Annotated in this window: 15 protein-coding genes; 3 read left to right on the top strand and 12 right to left on the bottom strand. The window is 53.9% G+C overall.

What is annotated here, in order from left to right; all coding sequences use genetic code 11:
- Nucleotides 1-187 precede the first annotated feature (187 nt).
- A complete protein-coding gene (gene uvrA / locus JSN25_RS07015) occupies nucleotides 188-3,010 on the top strand; it encodes an excinuclease ABC subunit UvrA (RefSeq protein WP_038636273.1) in 2,823 nt (940 codons plus the stop codon).
- An 85-nt stretch (nucleotides 3,011-3,095) separates the two neighbouring features.
- Here uvrA and JSN25_RS07010 read toward each other — a convergent pair whose 3' ends face one another.
- The 5 genes from JSN25_RS07010 to dnaB all read right to left on the bottom strand — a co-directional run bounded on the left by JSN25_RS07010 (nucleotide 3,096) and on the right by dnaB (nucleotide 8,506).
- Nucleotides 3,096-3,452: an MmcQ/YjbR family DNA-binding protein gene (locus JSN25_RS07010; RefSeq protein ID WP_038636271.1), complete on the bottom strand. Its 357-nt coding sequence runs from the start codon at nucleotides 3,450-3,452 to the stop codon at nucleotides 3,096-3,098.
- 126 nt (nucleotides 3,453-3,578) lie between these two features.
- A complete protein-coding gene (gene aphA / locus JSN25_RS07005) occupies nucleotides 3,579-4,292 on the bottom strand; it encodes an acid phosphatase AphA (protein WP_038636269.1) in 714 nt (237 codons plus the stop codon).
- A 245-nt stretch (nucleotides 4,293-4,537) separates the two neighbouring features.
- Entirely contained in the window at nucleotides 4,538-5,731 is a 1,194-nt protein-coding gene (tyrB, locus tag JSN25_RS07000) for an aromatic amino acid transaminase (RefSeq protein WP_038636267.1), read from the bottom strand.
- A 134-nt stretch (nucleotides 5,732-5,865) separates the two neighbouring features.
- Nucleotides 5,866-6,945, bottom strand: a complete 1,080-nt coding sequence (alr, locus tag JSN25_RS06995) for an alanine racemase (RefSeq protein ID WP_085049635.1) — start codon at nucleotides 6,943-6,945, stop codon at nucleotides 5,866-5,868.
- Nucleotides 6,946-7,090: 145 nt separating this feature from the next.
- The gene (dnaB, locus tag JSN25_RS06990) at nucleotides 7,091-8,506 is read right to left on the bottom strand and encodes a replicative DNA helicase (protein ID WP_003826610.1); all 1,416 of its coding nucleotides are present in this window, start codon (nucleotides 8,504-8,506) and stop codon (nucleotides 7,091-7,093) included.
- A gap of 64 nt (nucleotides 8,507-8,570) precedes the next feature.
- Here dnaB and JSN25_RS06985 point away from each other — a divergent pair, with 64 nt between their 5' ends.
- Nucleotides 8,571-9,554: a quinone oxidoreductase gene (locus JSN25_RS06985; RefSeq protein ID WP_038642960.1), complete on the top strand. Its 984-nt coding sequence runs from the start codon at nucleotides 8,571-8,573 to the stop codon at nucleotides 9,552-9,554.
- Between the two features lie 164 nt (nucleotides 9,555-9,718).
- Here JSN25_RS06985 and pspG read toward each other — a convergent pair whose 3' ends face one another.
- The 3 genes from pspG to JSN25_RS06970 all read right to left on the bottom strand — a co-directional run bounded on the left by pspG (nucleotide 9,719) and on the right by JSN25_RS06970 (nucleotide 11,689).
- Complete coding sequence (pspG, locus tag JSN25_RS06980; RefSeq protein ID WP_016155352.1) at nucleotides 9,719-9,961, bottom strand: envelope stress response protein PspG; 243 nt, start codon at nucleotides 9,959-9,961, stop codon at nucleotides 9,719-9,721.
- Nucleotides 9,962-10,095: 134 nt separating this feature from the next.
- A complete protein-coding gene (dusA, locus tag JSN25_RS06975) occupies nucleotides 10,096-11,094 on the bottom strand; it encodes a tRNA dihydrouridine(20/20a) synthase DusA (protein WP_204525558.1) in 999 nt (332 codons plus the stop codon).
- Between the two features lie 106 nt (nucleotides 11,095-11,200).
- Entirely contained in the window at nucleotides 11,201-11,689 is a 489-nt protein-coding gene (locus JSN25_RS06970; protein ID WP_085049595.1) for a cupin domain-containing protein, read from the bottom strand.
- A gap of 114 nt (nucleotides 11,690-11,803) precedes the next feature.
- On the opposite strand from JSN25_RS06970, the gene zur reads away from it, so the two are divergent.
- A complete protein-coding gene (gene zur / locus JSN25_RS06965) occupies nucleotides 11,804-12,322 on the top strand; it encodes a zinc uptake transcriptional repressor Zur (RefSeq protein WP_038636258.1) in 519 nt (172 codons plus the stop codon).
- Between the two features lie 41 nt (nucleotides 12,323-12,363).
- Here the strand turns inward: zur and JSN25_RS06960 are convergent, their stop codons facing one another.
- The 4 genes from JSN25_RS06960 to JSN25_RS06945 all read right to left on the bottom strand — a co-directional run bounded on the left by JSN25_RS06960 (nucleotide 12,364) and on the right by JSN25_RS06945 (nucleotide 15,248).
- Nucleotides 12,364-12,573, bottom strand: a complete 210-nt coding sequence (locus tag JSN25_RS06960; RefSeq protein WP_006688302.1) for a CsbD family protein — start codon at nucleotides 12,571-12,573, stop codon at nucleotides 12,364-12,366.
- 131 nt (nucleotides 12,574-12,704) lie between these two features.
- On the bottom strand, nucleotides 12,705-14,030 hold the full coding sequence (gene dinF, locus JSN25_RS06955) for an MATE family efflux transporter DinF (protein WP_069325186.1): 1,326 nt from the start codon (nucleotides 14,028-14,030) through the stop codon (nucleotides 12,705-12,707).
- 131 nt (nucleotides 14,031-14,161) lie between these two features.
- A complete protein-coding gene (gene lexA, locus JSN25_RS06950; protein ID WP_003826596.1) occupies nucleotides 14,162-14,770 on the bottom strand; it encodes a transcriptional repressor LexA in 609 nt (202 codons plus the stop codon).
- A 109-nt stretch (nucleotides 14,771-14,879) separates the two neighbouring features.
- Nucleotides 14,880-15,248 (bottom strand): diacylglycerol kinase, encoded by a 369-nt coding sequence (locus JSN25_RS06945; protein WP_003826594.1) that lies wholly within the window; start codon nucleotides 15,246-15,248, stop codon nucleotides 14,880-14,882.
- Nucleotide 15,249 lies beyond the last annotated feature (1 nt).

The following is a 15,249-nucleotide window of genomic DNA, read 5'->3' as shown; positions in this document are numbered from 1 at the left end:
CGCTTTTACTACGTTGCGAGATCGATTCCAGTAAACAACCCCGGATAGACATTGTTGCACAGACACCTGCGTTTTGCATTCCAATACTGTATATCCATTCAGGTCAGGTTGTGTCATAATTAACCGTTTGTGATCGCCGGTAGCACCATGCAGCCAGGCAAAAAAGCGTTTAATCCGGGAAAGATGAATGGATAAGATCGAAGTTCGGGGCGCCCGCACCCATAATCTCAAAAACATCAACCTCGTCATCCCGCGCGACAAGCTGATTGTCGTCACCGGGCTTTCGGGCTCAGGCAAATCTTCGCTTGCTTTCGACACCTTGTATGCCGAAGGACAGCGTCGTTACGTTGAATCCCTTTCCGCGTACGCGCGTCAGTTTCTGTCACTGATGGAAAAGCCGGATGTCGACCACATTGAGGGGCTGTCTCCCGCCATCTCAATCGAGCAAAAATCGACATCCCATAACCCGCGATCCACGGTAGGTACGATTACCGAAATTCACGACTATCTGCGCCTGCTGTTTGCCCGCGTTGGAGAACCGCGCTGTCCGGATCACGACGTTCCCCTGGCGGCGCAGACCGTGAGTCAAATGGTGGACAACGTCCTGTCGCAGCCGGAAGGCAAGCGTCTGATGCTGCTGGCGCCGATAATTAAAGAACGTAAAGGCGAGCACACCAAAACGCTGGAAAACCTGGCGGGTCAGGGCTATATCCGTGCCCGTATCGACGGGGAAGTGTGCGACCTGTCCGATCCGCCCAAGCTTGAGCTGCAAAAGAAACACACCATTGAAGTGGTGATTGACCGCTTTAAAGTACGTGACGATCTCACCCAGCGCCTGGCGGAATCGTTTGAAACCGCGCTGGAACTGTCCGGCGGTACGGCAGTGGTTGCCGATATGGACGACCCGAAAGCGGAAGAGCTGCTGTTCTCTGCCAACTTCGCCTGCCCGATCTGCGGCTACAGCATGCGCGAACTGGAACCGCGTCTGTTTTCATTCAACAACCCGGCGGGCGCATGCCCGACCTGTGACGGCCTCGGCGTACAACAGTATTTCGATCCTGACCGGGTGATTCAAAACCCGGAACTGTCGCTGGCCGGTGGCGCTATCCGCGGCTGGGATCGCCGCAACTTCTACTACTTCCAGATGCTTAAGTCACTGGCGGAACACTATAAATTCGACGTCGAAGCCCCATGGGCCAGCCTGAACCCCGCCGTGCATAAAGTGGTGCTGTACGGTTCCGGTAAAGAGAATATCGAATTTAAATACATGAACGATCGCGGCGATACGTCCGTACGTCGCCATCCGTTCGAAGGCGTATTGCACAATATGGAGCGCCGTTATAAAGAAACGGAATCCAGCGCGGTACGCGAGGAATTAGCCAAATTCATCAGCAACCGCCCGTGCGCCAGCTGTGAAGGGACGCGTTTGCGCCGGGAAGCCCGCCACGTATTTGTTGAAAATACGCCGCTGCCCGCAATTTCCGACATGAGCATCGGTCATGCGATGGATTTCTTCAACAACCTGAAGCTTGCCGGTCAGCGAGCGAAGATTGCAGAGAAAATTCTTAAAGAGATTGGCGATCGTCTGAAATTCCTGGTCAACGTCGGCCTCAACTACCTGACGCTGTCGCGTTCAGCGGAAACGCTCTCCGGCGGCGAAGCCCAGCGTATTCGTCTGGCAAGCCAGATCGGCGCGGGTCTGGTCGGCGTGATGTACGTCCTGGATGAACCGTCTATTGGTCTGCATCAGCGCGATAACGAACGTCTGTTGGGCACGCTCATCCATCTGCGTAATCTGGGTAATACCGTGATTGTGGTCGAGCACGATGAAGATGCGATTCGCGCCGCTGACCACGTTATCGATATCGGCCCGGGCGCTGGCGTTCACGGCGGCCAGGTGGTTGCCGAAGGGACGCTCGACGACATCATGGCGGTGCCTGAGTCGCTGACCGGCCAGTACATGAGCGGTAAGCGTAAAATTGAAGTACCGAAACAGCGCGTGGCGGCCGATCCGGAAAAAGTGCTGAAGCTTACCGGCGCGCGCGGCAACAACCTGAAAGATGTCACCCTGACGCTGCCGGTTGGCCTGTTCACCTGCATTACCGGGGTTTCTGGTTCGGGTAAATCGACGCTGATCAACGACACGCTGTTCCCGATTGCGCAGACGGCGCTGAACGGCGCCACGCTGGCTGAACCTGCGCCGTACCGCGATGTTCAGGGCCTGGAACATTTCGACAAAGTGATCGACATTGACCAAAGCCCGATTGGTCGTACTCCGCGCTCTAACCCGGCAACCTACACCGGTGTGTTTACGCCGGTGCGCGAACTGTTTGCTGGCGTACCAGAGTCCCGCGCGCGCGGCTACACGCCAGGACGTTTCAGCTTTAACGTCCGCGGCGGACGCTGTGAAGCCTGTCAGGGCGACGGCGTGATCAAAGTTGAAATGCACTTCCTGCCGGATATCTACGTGCCGTGCGACCAGTGCAAAGGCAAGCGCTATAACCGCGAAACGCTGGAGATTAAGTACAAGGGCAAGACCATCCACGAAGTGCTGGATATGACCATTGAAGAAGCACGCGAGTTCTTCGATGCCGTCCCGGCGCTGGCGCGTAAGCTACAAACGCTGATGGACGTGGGCCTGACGTATATCCGTCTCGGCCAGTCGGCCACTACGCTCTCCGGCGGCGAAGCGCAGCGCGTGAAGCTGGCGCGCGAACTGTCAAAACGCGGCACCGGGCAGACGTTGTATATCCTTGATGAACCGACCACCGGTCTGCATTTTGCGGATATTCAGCAGTTGCTGGACGTACTGCATCAGTTGCGCGATCAGGGCAACACCATCGTGGTGATTGAGCACAACCTGGACGTAATCAAAACCGCTGACTGGATTGTCGATCTCGGTCCGGAAGGCGGTAGCGGCGGCGGGGAAATTCTGGTCTCCGGCACGCCAGAAACGGTCGCTGAGTGTGAAGCTTCACACACGGCCCGCTTCCTCAAACCGCTGTTGTAATTGCGCAACACTTATCTGGCCTACAGAATATGCATAATTTCTTGTAGGCCGGATAAGGCGCTTGCGCCGCATCCGGCGAAACAGATCAGGGCTGCGCCAATATCCGACGTTTATCTTCCGGCAGCGTGTTTACCGCCAGCTGATAAGAGGCATCAACCAGATAATAAATCTGCGAATCCGGCAGCGAGCCGTCCAGATACACCGTGCTCCAGTGCGCTTTATTCAGATGCCTGCTTGGTCGTACATCGCTATGCTGCTGACGCAGTAATTCCGCCAGTTCAGGGCTGGTTTTCAGAGAGACCGCCGGGCGTTCTTCTACCTCTTTTACCATGGCAAAGAGTACATCTTCGACTTTGATTTGTGTGGCTTTCCAGTCACTGTGCACGCTCTGCTCCGCGCCCGTTTTTGCCATGCAGTATTGCAGCAACTCCGAATTCGTCATCTTTATTCCCCTTACCAGCACTCGCCTAATGAGAACATCTTTTATTCAGTGTGCAGCAAGTCCGCAAAAGGTAAAAGCCGGTAACGCAAATTTGTTTAAAAAACCACCAAACAGCAGCCTGCGCCTTTAATACTCAGAATTTACGATCACCTCTTCACCAAACGCGCCAGCCTGGGGTAGCGGTTTATAGGTGGAGTTGGAAGCACGTAAAATACGAATACCGCGAATACCCACGTCGCGAGCGGCGGTGATGTCATTGTCAGAATCGCCGTAGAACATGCGCACGTTTTTATCCTGTAACCACTGCGTTTTGGTGTTCTGGCCCGGCTTATCGCCGGCAAAAATGACCGGATTCATATTAGCGGCCGGGATGTGAAAGTTATCAGCCAGCGTTTTCGATACCGTTTCAGTCTTCGTCGGGCTACGTCCGGTGACGAAGAAAATGCTATCGCCACGACGCACATGCATATCAATTAACTGGCGCGCCACTTCTTTTGGAATACTGAACTCGTCCCAGCCGTTGTTCATTTTCTCCCAGAAAGCCGGATTCTTCAGGTAATCTTCACTGTCCGGAGAGTACGTTTTCTTACCGCGCCAGAAGCCCGGGCTGGAAAAAAGGACAGTGTCATCAATATCAAACCCGACGGCCATCGGCGGGCGTCCAGTCAGACTGTTTTCAATTTGCGCCACGGAAACCCAGTGAATGGGGGCCTGCTCGGCGAGTTTTGCAACGTTGGTGCCTGGATTGAGCTGCGAGGGAGAAGAAACTAATGCCTGAGCAGGCTGATTTAACGTGAACAATAAACAAACGGCACTCAGTGCCAACGTAAACTTGCGCATATTTTTCCCTAAGTAGTCAGTTAGTTATCATTTTTTTATTAACAACTGGTCAAAAAACTATCTGACCTTACCCCCTGAGGGGAGGGAAAGGAAGGATTTTCTCTGGTTTTGTTACAGAAAAAGAGCACGATCACACAGAAAAGCGTGCCTGATGGCGCTACGCTTATCCGGCCTACAAACGAAAAAAACCAATGCTCTTGTAGGCCGGGTAAAGCGTTGACGCCGCCATCCGGCAAACCAGATTGTTACATAACGGCAGCAAAGGCCTTCGCCACGCGCTGCACGTTAGCGTGATTCAATCCGGCCACGCACATACGACCACTGGCAATCAGGTACACACCAAACTCATCACGCAGGCGATCGACCTGAGCGGCGCTAAGCCCGGTATAGCTGAACATTCCGCGCTGTTGCAGCAGATAGTCAAAGTTACGGCCAGGAATTTCAGCGCTCAGCACGTTAACCAGCTCCTGGCGCATTGCCAGAATGCGGGTACGCATCTCTTCGACTTCCGCCAGCCAGCTGGCTTTCAGCGCGTCATCACCCAGTACCGTAGCGACCACCTGCGCACCAAAGTTCGGCGGGCTGGAGTAGTTACGACGTACGGTCGCTTTTAATTGTCCCAGAACGCGGCTTGCTGCATCGGCGTCTTCACATACCACAGACAGCCCACCGACGCGCTCGCCGTATAAAGAGAAAATTTTAGAAAATGAGTTGCTGACCAGAGCGGGTAATCCGGCGCTGGCTATAGAGCGGATCGCGTAAGCATCATCTTGCATTCCGCCGCCAAAGCCCTGATAGGCAATGTCGAGGAACGGGATCAGATCTCGCGATTTCAGAATCTCAATAACGGCATCCCATTGCGCAGGGGTTAAATCTGCACCGGTCGGGTTATGGCAGCACGGATGCAGCAGCACGATGCTGCGCGCTGGTAAGGTATTCAGCGTGGCCAGCAGGTCATTGAAACGTACCCCGTTGGTTTCATTGTCATACCAGGGGTAAGTACTCACTTCGAATCCAGCCCCTTCAAAAATCGCGATATGGTTTTCCCATGTTGGATCGCTGACCCATACGCCAGAGTCAGGGAAATAGCGTTTCAGGAAGTCTGCGCCAATTTTTAGCGCCCCGGAACCACCCAGCGTCTGAATGGTTGCGACACGCTGTTGCAGGAGAACCGGATGATCTGCGCCAAACAGCAGCGGCGCAATGGTATTACGATACGTGTTCAGACCTTCCATCGGTAGATACAGCGAAGCGCCATGCGGTTGGGCATTGAGTCGGGCTTCCGCCTCCGCCACCGCTTTAAGCTGAGGAATAATGCCGTCTTCGTTGTAGTACAGACCAATGCTGAGGTTCACTTTGTCGCTACGTGAATCTTCTTTGAATCGCTCCATGAGCGATAAAATCGGGTCGCCAGCGTAGGCGTCAACTTTTTGAAACACGAGGTGGTTCTCCAGGTTTACAGGCAGAGGATAAGAACACAATAAACCGGAAGCGGAAGAAGATCGAGAGGATGTTGCAGTTGGCGAGCATATTGCCGGATGGCGGCGTTCCGCCTGTCCGGCATATCATGAACTTAGTCGATATACTTCATCGCCACCCTTGAGGTCAGGCGCGTGATAAGTTCGTAAGCACTTACTTTCGTCATTTCAGCAATGCGTTCCACGGGCAAACCTTCACCCCAAAGAATCACTGAATCACCGGCCTTATCCTGTGCCTCAGGGCCTAAATCGACGCAGATCATATCCATCGCGACGCGACCAACGATCGGCACTTCACGGCCATTGACCAGCACCGGTGTTCCAGACGGCGCCGCACGCGGGTAACCATCACCATAACCCATCGCCACCACGCCTAAACGCGTGTCGCGCTCGCTCTGCCAGGTACCGCCATAGCCGACCGGTTCGCCCGCTTTGTGCTCACGCACCGCAATCAGGCTGGAGGTTAGCGACATCACCGGCTGGCAGCCAAAATCGGCACCGATAGAGTGGTTTTCCAGCGGTGATACACCGTACAGAATCAGCCCCGGACGCGCCCAGTCGAAGTGAGATTGCGGCCACAGCAGAATACCACCGGATGCGGCAATCGAACGCTGCCCCGGTTTGCCTTCACAGAAGCTATTAAAGATATCGAGCTGCTTTTCAGTCGCGCCACACTCAGGCTCGTCCGCGCGTGCAAAGTGGCTGACGATATTGACCGGCTGGCGCACATTTTCACATTGCGTCAGGCGCTGATAAAACGCCTCGGCCTGCTCAGGACGCACGCCCAGGCGGTGCATGCCCGTGTCGAGCTTCATCCAGACGGTGACCGGTTCAGCCAGTTTTGCGGCCTCCAGGGCCTCGAGCTGCTCCAGGTTGTGTACGGCGGTATGCAGACGCTGCGCGGAGATAGTCGGCAGATCGGTGGCATCGAAAAAACCTTCCAGCAACAGGATAGGCTGTGTGATCCCACCCGCGCGCAGCCGCAGGGCTTCTTCAAGACGAGCGACACCAAAAGCGTCCGCATCGGGGAGCGTTCGCGCGGTCTCTAACAGACCATGGCCGTAAGCGTTCGCTTTCACGACCGCAACCAGTTTACTGGCAGGAGCCAGTTCACGCAGACGTTGCAGGTTGTGTCGCAGAGCGCGGCGGTTAATAACTACAGTTGCCGCTTGCATTTGTATTCCTTAATAAAAGAATCTCCTAAATCATTCGTGTTGCAGAAAGGCGACAAGCCTGAGAATCCCCGGAAGCTTAGTAAACTAAGTGACCGGGGTGAACGGGCGAAGTCAACGCATCTGCAGCATGAAGGATGACGGAGATTTATTCGTCATCGTATTGTGGGCCCGCATAGTTGTCGAATCGCGACCACTGTCCGTTAAACGTCAGGCGAACCGTTCCGATCGGACCGTTACGCTGCTTACCAATAATAATTTCGGCGATGCCTTTTAAGTCGCTGTTTTCGTGATAAACCTCATCACGATAGATAAACATGATTAAGTCGGCATCCTGCTCGATGGAGCCGGATTCACGCAGATCCGAGTTGACCGGACGCTTGTCGGCGCGTTGTTCCAGAGAGCGGTTAAGCTGCGACAGCGCCACCACCGGCACATGCAGTTCTTTCGCTAACGCTTTCAGCGAGCGGGAAATTTCAGCAATTTCCAACGTACGGTTGTCGGAAAGCGACGGCACGCGCATCAGTTGCAGGTAGTCGATCATGATAAGTCCGATACCGCCGTGTTCACGGGCGATACGACGGGCACGCGAACGCACTTCCGTTGGCGTCAGGCCGGAGGAGTCATCAATATAGATGTTTCGTTTCTCCAGCAAAATACCCATTGTTCCGGAAATTCGCGCCCAGTCTTCGTCATCCAGTTGACCAGTACGAATTTTTGTTTGGTCTACGCGTGAAAGCGAGGCCAGGGAACGCATCATGATCTGCTCTGAGGGCATTTCAAGACTAAAGATAAGAACCGGCTTATCCTGCAACATCGCCGCATTTTCGACGAGGTTCATTGCAAATGTCGTTTTACCCATCGACGGACGCGCGGCGACGATGATGAGGTCTGACGGCTGCAAACCAGCGGTTTTTTTGTTGAGGTCGTCATAACCGGTGTTCACCCCGGTGACGCCGTCGTGCGGCTGCTGGAATAGCTGCTCGATACGCGCGACGGTAGCGTCGAGCACATCGGTAATGTTTTTCGGGCCTTCGTCTTTGTTGGCGCGGCTTTCAGCGATTTTAAAGACGCGAGACTCCGCGAGATCCAGCAGGTCTTCACTGGAACGTCCTTGCGGATCGAATCCGGCTTCCGCAATTTCGTTCGCGACCGAAATCATGTCACGGACAACGGCACGTTCGCGGACGATATCCGCATAAGCGCTAATGTTGGCCGCACTTGGCGTATTTTTCGATAACTCAGCCAGGTACGCAAAACCGCCGACGCTGTCCAGTTGGCCCTGAACCTCCAGCGACTCTGCCAGGGTAATCAGATCGATGGGTTTTCCCATCTCCTGCAGGCGATGCATTTCCGTAAAGATATGCCGGTGCGGGCGGGTATAAAAATCCTCCGCGACCACGCGTTCGGCCACGTCATCCCAGCGTTCGTTATCCAGCATTAAACCGCCCAACACCGACTGTTCCGCTTCAATCGAGTGCGGCGGTACTTTCAGCCCGGCGACCTGGGGATCGCGCTCACGAGCATCAGTCTGTTGTTTGTTGAAGGGTTTATTTCCTGCCATAGTGAATGGAGTTACCGAGATAATGATTGGGTCGAAAGATTACCACATTTCTTTTGGAGGAAGCATGGCAACACGTATTGAATTTCACAAGCATGGTGGGCCTGATGTACTCAAGGCTGTGGAGTTTACGCCGGTTGACCCGGCGGAAAACGAAATCCAGGTCGAGAATAAAGCGATAGGGATCAACTACATCGACACCTACATCCGCAGTGGTCTTTATCCGCCGCCTTCTCTGCCCAGCGGTCTGGGTACCGAAGCCGCAGGCGTGGTCAGCAAAGTTGGCAGCAAAGTGACGCACATCAAAGCTGGCGATCGCGTGGTGTATGCTCAGTCTGCGCTTGGCGCTTACAGCTCAGTGCATAACGTGCCGGCTGATAAAGCCGCTATTCTGCCTAACGCTATCTCGTTTGAACAGGCAGCCGCCTCGTTTCTGAAGGGGCTGACCGTTTTTTACCTGTTGCGCAAAACCTATGAAATCCAGCCTGACGAACCGTTTTTATTCCATGCCGCCGCAGGTGGCGTCGGTCTGATCGCTTGTCAGTGGGCGAAAGCGTTGGGAGCGAAACTGATTGGCACCGTCGGCAATGCGCAAAAAGCGCAAATTGCGCAGCAGGCCGGCGCGTGGCAGGTGATTAACTATCGTGAAGAAAGCATTGTTGAGCGGGTAAAAGAGATCACCGGCGGTAAAAAAGTGCGGGTGGTGTATGACTCGGTGGGGAAAGATACCTGGGAGGCGTCTCTCGATTGTCTGCAGCGCCGCGGACTGATGGTCAGTTTTGGCAACGCGTCCGGACCCGTGACTGGTGTAAATTTAGGGATTCTTAATCAGAAAGGTTCGCTGTACGTGACCCGCCCTTCGCTCCAGGGTTACATCACCAACCACCATGAATTAACCGAAGCCAGCAATGAGCTGTTCTCGCTGATTGCCAGCGGGGTGATCAAAGTGGATGTCGCACCTGGTCAGACATTTGCGCTACACGACGCGCAACGGGCCCATGAAGTGCTGGAAAGTCGCGCCACGCAGGGATCGAGTCTGCTAATCCCGTAAAGAATTAGGGCTTCCCGCAGGAAGCCCTTTCTTTTTTTTAGTTCGGCTGTATGTAGGGTACAGCTCGATGAATTCGTTAACCAGGCAATAGTGACAGATTTGATAATCAATTCCTATTTGGTTCTAAAGGCAATGTTTCAGGTTGTGACGGACCACTCAATACCTTAGTAAAATCGGCGGTTATTGCGCTGATACTGTGGGACTTTTGGCGCTTTTATCGCCTTGATCACCCACACCACGGCAACGGCCAGTAACAGCCAGGGCAACAGTTTAATCATCAAGGCAAATAGCCCGCCCAAAAACATGACGACGGTGGCTACCACCAGCGCGGCCAGCACCCCCAGCAACGAGACGCCGGTGACCATCAGCATGATAAAAAATCCAATCACAAAAAGTAGTTCCAGCATAACTCTCTCCCGAAATAAAATACTCTCCATTCCTTTACAAGAAACATGCCAAAGTTAATCTACTGATTTATAAAACAAAACACCCTGTGACAACGCACAGGGTGTGGTGAAATTAACTAACTTTTAGTGAGAAACTAACGCTTATCGGCCACCAGCTTCAAAGCATGTTCCAGGACGTTAATATCGGCTCCGGCTTTATGCGCGTTCTCACTCAGGTAACGACGCCACTGACGTGCGCCGGGGATTCCCTGAAACAGTCCCAGCATATGGCGCGTCACATGCCCCAGATAAGTGCCCTGACTCAGTTCACGCTCAATATATGGGTACATGGCACGCACCACGGCGACCGGATCAGCATCATGAGTAGCAGTAGCAAAAATTTCGCGATCGACTGACGCCAGAATTCCGGGATTTTGATAGGCTTCACGCCCCACCATCACGCCATCCATATGTTGCAGATGCTTTTTCGCTTCTTCCAGCGATTTAATACCGCCGTTGATCGACATCGTCAGATGTGGGAAATCACGCTTTAACTGATAAACACGGTCATAATCCAGCGGAGGGATCTCGCGGTTTTCTTTCGGGCTTAATCCGGACAGCCAGGCCTTGCGGGCGTGAATGATGAACATCTCGCATTCGCCGTTGCCAGATACCGTGTTGATGAAATCGCACAGGAATTCGTAGCTGTCTTGATCATCAATGCCGATTCGGGTCTTCACCGTCACCGGAATCGACACCACATCGCGCATCGCCTTGACGCAATCGGCGACCAGTTGCGCATTCCCCATCAGACAGGCGCCAAACATGCCATTCTGTACGCGGTCGGAAGGACAACCCACGTTGAGGTTAATTTCGTCATAGCCCCGCTGTTCAGCGAGCTTCGCACACTGCGCCAGCGCAGCCGGATCGCTCCCGCCCAGTTGCAACGCGGCCGGATGTTCTTCTTCGCTATACGCCAGATAATCGCCTTTACCATGAATGATCGCTCCGGTAGTCACCATCTCCGTATACAGCAGCGTCTGGCGGGACAGTAAGCGCAAAAAGTAGCGGCAATGTCTGTCCGTCCAGTCGAGCATCGGCGCGATAGAAAAACGATGAGCGGGAAAAGCGGTAGACTGAGATTCAGGCAGCATGGCGAATATTCAAGCATCCGGTTAAAAAAGGGGCGCTACTATAGCATAGACCGATGCGATAGTGCGCCCCATCATCGTGGCTCGCACAGCATATTCTCACAGAGCGTTATTTGCGCCCTGGCTTGCCGTCATGTGGGCCAAAAAACTGCGGCGGATGATCAACCCAGCGATCCTCGCGCGTGGCGGCATAGACCGGGTTAAGCGGGTAATAAATGCGATTATTTTTTTTGTTTGCCTCACCCACGACCAGCAAGCGCACCTCTTCACTGGTGTTATTGATAAAAGTGTGGCACACCCCGGTTCCTGCCGGAAAACCGACGCTGTCGCCAGGTTCGAGCTTCCATAAATAGCCGTTAATCCAGGCTTCCGGATAACCTTCCAGCACATAGATAAACTCTTCTTCATCGCTTTCGGCATGAGGATAAGATGTGCGACGCCCCGGCGGCAGGCGTTCATGATGAATACCTAGTCTTCCTAACCCCAGTTTACGGGCAAGCGGCGCGCCAATAGCAAAAAGTTCATTGCTGTCGGGGTAGGTGGAGTCATCAGCCCCCTCCACCTCTCGCCAGTGGCGAATACAGTCGGGTCTTTTCATGTGGATTCTCCAGAATACGATGCGTCAGGTATAGCACACAGCGGCGGATCTCGGCGTTTTAAGCAGAACATGATAAAGTAAGGGATTAACCTTTCACACAAATCGAGGCGCCAAATGGACAAAACCACCACGCAGGAGTTATTGGCTCAAGCTGAAAAACTCTGTGCGCAACGCAACGTGCGGCTAACGCCACAGCGCCTCGAAGTGCTGCGCCTGATGAGCCTGCAGGAAGGCGCTATTAGCGCTTATGACCTGCTCGACCTGCTACGGGAAACCGAGCCGCAGGCCAAGCCACCGACCGTTTATCGTGCGCTCGATTTTCTGCTGGAACAAGGTTTTGTACATAAAGTGGAATCGACCAACAGCTACGTGCTGTGTCACCTGTTCGATCAACCGACCCACAGTTCTGCGATGTTTATTTGCGATCGCTGTGGCGTGGTAAAAGAAGAGTGTGCGGAAGGTGTGGAAGACATCATGCATATGCTGGCGGCAAAAATGGGTTTTGCTCTGCGGCATAACGTGATTGAAGCTCACGGGCTGTGCCCGGCATGCGTGGAGGTTGAAGCCTGTCGCCATCCAGGCGAATGTCAGCATGACCACTCAATTCTGGTGAAAAAGAAAGTCGGTCGCTAAGCCAGAGAGCGTACATCCTTGTACTCTCAGGAGGGGACTAATTACCAGCGGTAATCGTTGCGGGTTTCCCAGTCAGTGACTTCTTTCTCCGCCTGATCTTTTGCATAACCGTAACGCTCCTGGACTTTACCGACCAGTTGGTCACGTTTGCCTTCAATGACCGTCATATCATCGTCGGTCAGTTTGCCCCATTGCTCTTTCACTTTACCTTTGAACTGTTTCCAGTTGCCGCCGACTTCGTCTTTATTCATCATCAAATCCTCATCGTTAGGTTGTGAATAGCCAGAGTATCTCGTCCAACTCCGCTATCTTTTCTGCTGGACGTGAGAATAAGTGTAGTCACTGATTCGGCATTCGATTCACTATTCAGAATTTTTAACCGTCAGGCTTCAACGAACCACGTCCCGTTGCGCCAGTGACGTCGCCAGATAAAGGCCAGCGAAAGCCCGCGCAGGGCGAGAAACACAGTGAGTGCCAGCCACAAACCGTGGTTACCCAGCAGCGGTAAAGCCAGTAACGTTAATGCGAATCCCGCGGCGGCAACGGCCATGCTGTTGCGCATTTCTGCAGCCCGTGTTGCGCCGATAAACATACCGTCCAGCAAATAACACCAGACGCCAACCAGCGGCAAAATCACCTGCCAGATAAGATAACGATCGGCCAGCAGTTGAATCTGCGGGAGCGAGGTCAGCAACGCTATAATGTGCTCGCCAAACAGGGCATAAACCAGCGAAAACAGAATCGCCACAAGACCGGACTGTCGGCAGGCTGCGCGCCAGACATCCAGTAACTGGCTGCCATCCCGTGCACCATAGGCCTGACCAGAATGCGCTTCAACGGCGTAGGCAAACCCGTCCAGCGCGTAGGCGGTAAAGGTCAGCAGGGTCATCAGAACGGCATTTACCGCAATGATATCGCTCCCCAGGCGCGCGCCCAGCACCGTAATGGCACCGAAACAGAGCTGTAGCAACAGCGAGCGCAGCATGATGTCGCGGTTAAGCGCCAGTAAGCGGCGGAAATTGCCACGCCAGGCCTGTTTCAACATTGCCAGCGAAATACCGCGCATATGCAGGACTTTGCGTACCATTAACAGACCGATCAGCAAGGTGGCATATTCGGCGGTGACCGTCGCCAGCGCCGCGCCCTGCACGTTCATATGCAGGCCCATCACCAGCCATAAATCGAGCACAATATTGAGAACATTACCGACAATCAGCAGGATAACCGGCGCCCGCGCATACTGAACGCCAAGCAGCCAGCCGAGCAGCACCAGATTCGCCAGCGAGGCGGGGGCGCTTAACCAACGGATTTCCAGGAAACGTCGGGCCTGCTCCAGTACTGCTTCACTGCCGCCGACAATATGCAGAGCCAGATCGATAATCGGCGTACGAAACAGTGCGATAAGCAGCCCCGCCCCCAGCGCCAGCATTAGCGGCTGCACCAGCGCACGCGCCAGTGCCTGAGGATTTTTCGCGCCAAATGCCTGGGCGGTAAGACCTGTGGTGCTCATACGTAAAAAAAGCAGCAGCATAAAGAGAAAACTGGTCGCGGTGGCGCCAACGGCAACGCCGCCAAGATAGACCGGACTATCCAGATGACCAATGACCGCGGTATCGACCAATCCCAGCAAGGGAACGGTGATATTGGAGAAGATCATCGGTAAGGCAAGACGCCAGAGTGCTTTGTCGGAGGAGGTAAAGAAAGGCATGAAATAGCGCCTGAAAAGAAGTTAGAGGTACTGGAAGATGTTGCCCTGGCCCGGTAAGCGCAGTGCCACCGGGCGAGTTGCCGGATGGCGACGCAAACGTCTTATCCGGCCTACAGGGACTCAACAGAGTATTACAGCCATTCCCCGTTACGAATGACGCCTACCGCCAGCCCTTCAATAGTGAAGTTTTGCTCGCGCAGGTCGACCACAATGGGTTTGAATTCGCTGTTTTCTGGCAGGAGTTCAACCTTGTTGCCCTGTTTTTTCAGGCGCTTCACCGTCACTTCGTCGTCAATGCGCGCAACAACAACCTGACCGTTACGCACATCCTGTGTTTTATGCACGGCCAGCAAATCACCGTCCATAATCCCGATGTCTTTCATCGACATACCGCTGACGCGCAGCAGAAAATCGGCGTTCGGTTTGAACAGTGAAGGATCGACCTGATAATGGCCTTCGATGTGTTGCTGCGCCAGAAGTGGCTCACCTGCCGCAACGCGACCGACAAGCGGTAAACCTTCTTCTTCTTCCTGCAACAGACGAATACCACGCGATGCGCCGGATACAATTTCCAGCACGCCTTTACGCGCCAGCGCTTTCAGATGTTCTTCAGCAGCGTTTGGGGAACGGAACCCCAAACGCTGCGCGATCTCCGCACGCGTCGGTGGCATACCTGTCTGGCTGATGTGATCTCTAATAAGATCAAACACCTCTTGCTGCCTGGCCGTTAACGCTTTCATTCCGCCCCCTGGGTGTATATACAGTTATGCTGTGAGTATATACAGCTAAAGGTGATTTTGGAACCGCAAACTGCACAAAAAACAGGAGAATGATGAAGTTGTGGAATCTTTATCGCAAATGCGACCACAACAGGATGCCCCAGGTGATCAAGGCGACAAAAATCGACAGCAATACCGCCGCCGACCCCATGTCTTTCGCACGACCAGACAGTTCGTGGTACTCGGAACCGATACGATCAACCACCGCCTCAATCGCACTATTGAGGATTTCAACGATCATCACCAGCATCACGGAACCAATCAGCAACACGCGCGTAATGGCGTCGACGTCCAGCCAGCAGGCGATGGCAACGCCTAGCAGAACGGCAACGCTTTCCTGACGAAATGCCGCCTCATTAATCCATGCGGCGCGAAAACCTTTCCAGGAATAGCCTGCAGCTTTGATAATTCGGGTGAATCCAGTGGTATTATTGGCCATC

Origin of the sequence: Citrobacter cronae (assembly GCF_016893685.1) — a bacterium.
Classification (GTDB): domain Bacteria; phylum Pseudomonadota; class Gammaproteobacteria; order Enterobacterales; family Enterobacteriaceae; genus Citrobacter; species Citrobacter werkmanii.
The sequence above is the reverse complement of the archived record's forward strand: the minus strand, read 5'-3'. Positions and strand labels throughout refer to the sequence as shown.

Excerpts from the sequence above, each read along its gene's own strand:
- dusA (WP_204525558.1), bottom strand. The coding sequence starts at position 11,094 with ATGCTGCCTGAATCTCAGTCTACCGCTTTTCCCGCTCATCGTTTTTCT.
- zur (WP_038636258.1), top strand. The coding sequence starts at position 11,804 with ATGGACAAAACCACCACGCAGGAGTTATTGGCTCAAGCTGAAAAACTC.
- alr (WP_085049635.1), bottom strand. The coding sequence starts at position 6,945 with ATGCAAGCGGCAACTGTAGTTATTAACCGCCGCGCTCTGCGACACAAC.
- lexA (WP_003826596.1), bottom strand. The coding sequence starts at position 14,770 with ATGAAAGCGTTAACGGCCAGGCAGCAAGAGGTGTTTGATCTTATTAGA.
- JSN25_RS06970 (WP_085049595.1), bottom strand. The coding sequence starts at position 11,689 with ATGAAAAGACCCGACTGTATTCGCCACTGGCGAGAGGTGGAGGGGGCT.
- dinF (WP_069325186.1), bottom strand. The coding sequence starts at position 14,030 with ATGCCTTTCTTTACCTCCTCCGACAAAGCACTCTGGCGTCTTGCCTTA.
- JSN25_RS06960 (WP_006688302.1), bottom strand. The coding sequence starts at position 12,573 with ATGAATAAAGACGAAGTCGGCGGCAACTGGAAACAGTTCAAAGGTAAA.
- dnaB (WP_003826610.1), bottom strand. The coding sequence starts at position 8,506 with ATGGCAGGAAATAAACCCTTCAACAAACAACAGACTGATGCTCGTGAG.
- JSN25_RS07010 (WP_038636271.1), bottom strand. The coding sequence starts at position 3,452 with ATGACGAATTCGGAGTTGCTGCAATACTGCATGGCAAAAACGGGCGCG.
- aphA (WP_038636269.1), bottom strand. The coding sequence starts at position 4,292 with ATGCGCAAGTTTACGTTGGCACTGAGTGCCGTTTGTTTATTGTTCACG.
- JSN25_RS06945 (WP_003826594.1), bottom strand. The coding sequence starts at position 15,248 with ATGGCCAATAATACCACTGGATTCACCCGAATTATCAAAGCTGCAGGC.
- JSN25_RS06985 (WP_038642960.1), top strand. The coding sequence starts at position 8,571 with ATGGCAACACGTATTGAATTTCACAAGCATGGTGGGCCTGATGTACTC.
- uvrA (WP_038636273.1), top strand. The coding sequence starts at position 188 with ATGGATAAGATCGAAGTTCGGGGCGCCCGCACCCATAATCTCAAAAAC.
- pspG (WP_016155352.1), bottom strand. The coding sequence starts at position 9,961 with ATGCTGGAACTACTTTTTGTGATTGGATTTTTTATCATGCTGATGGTC.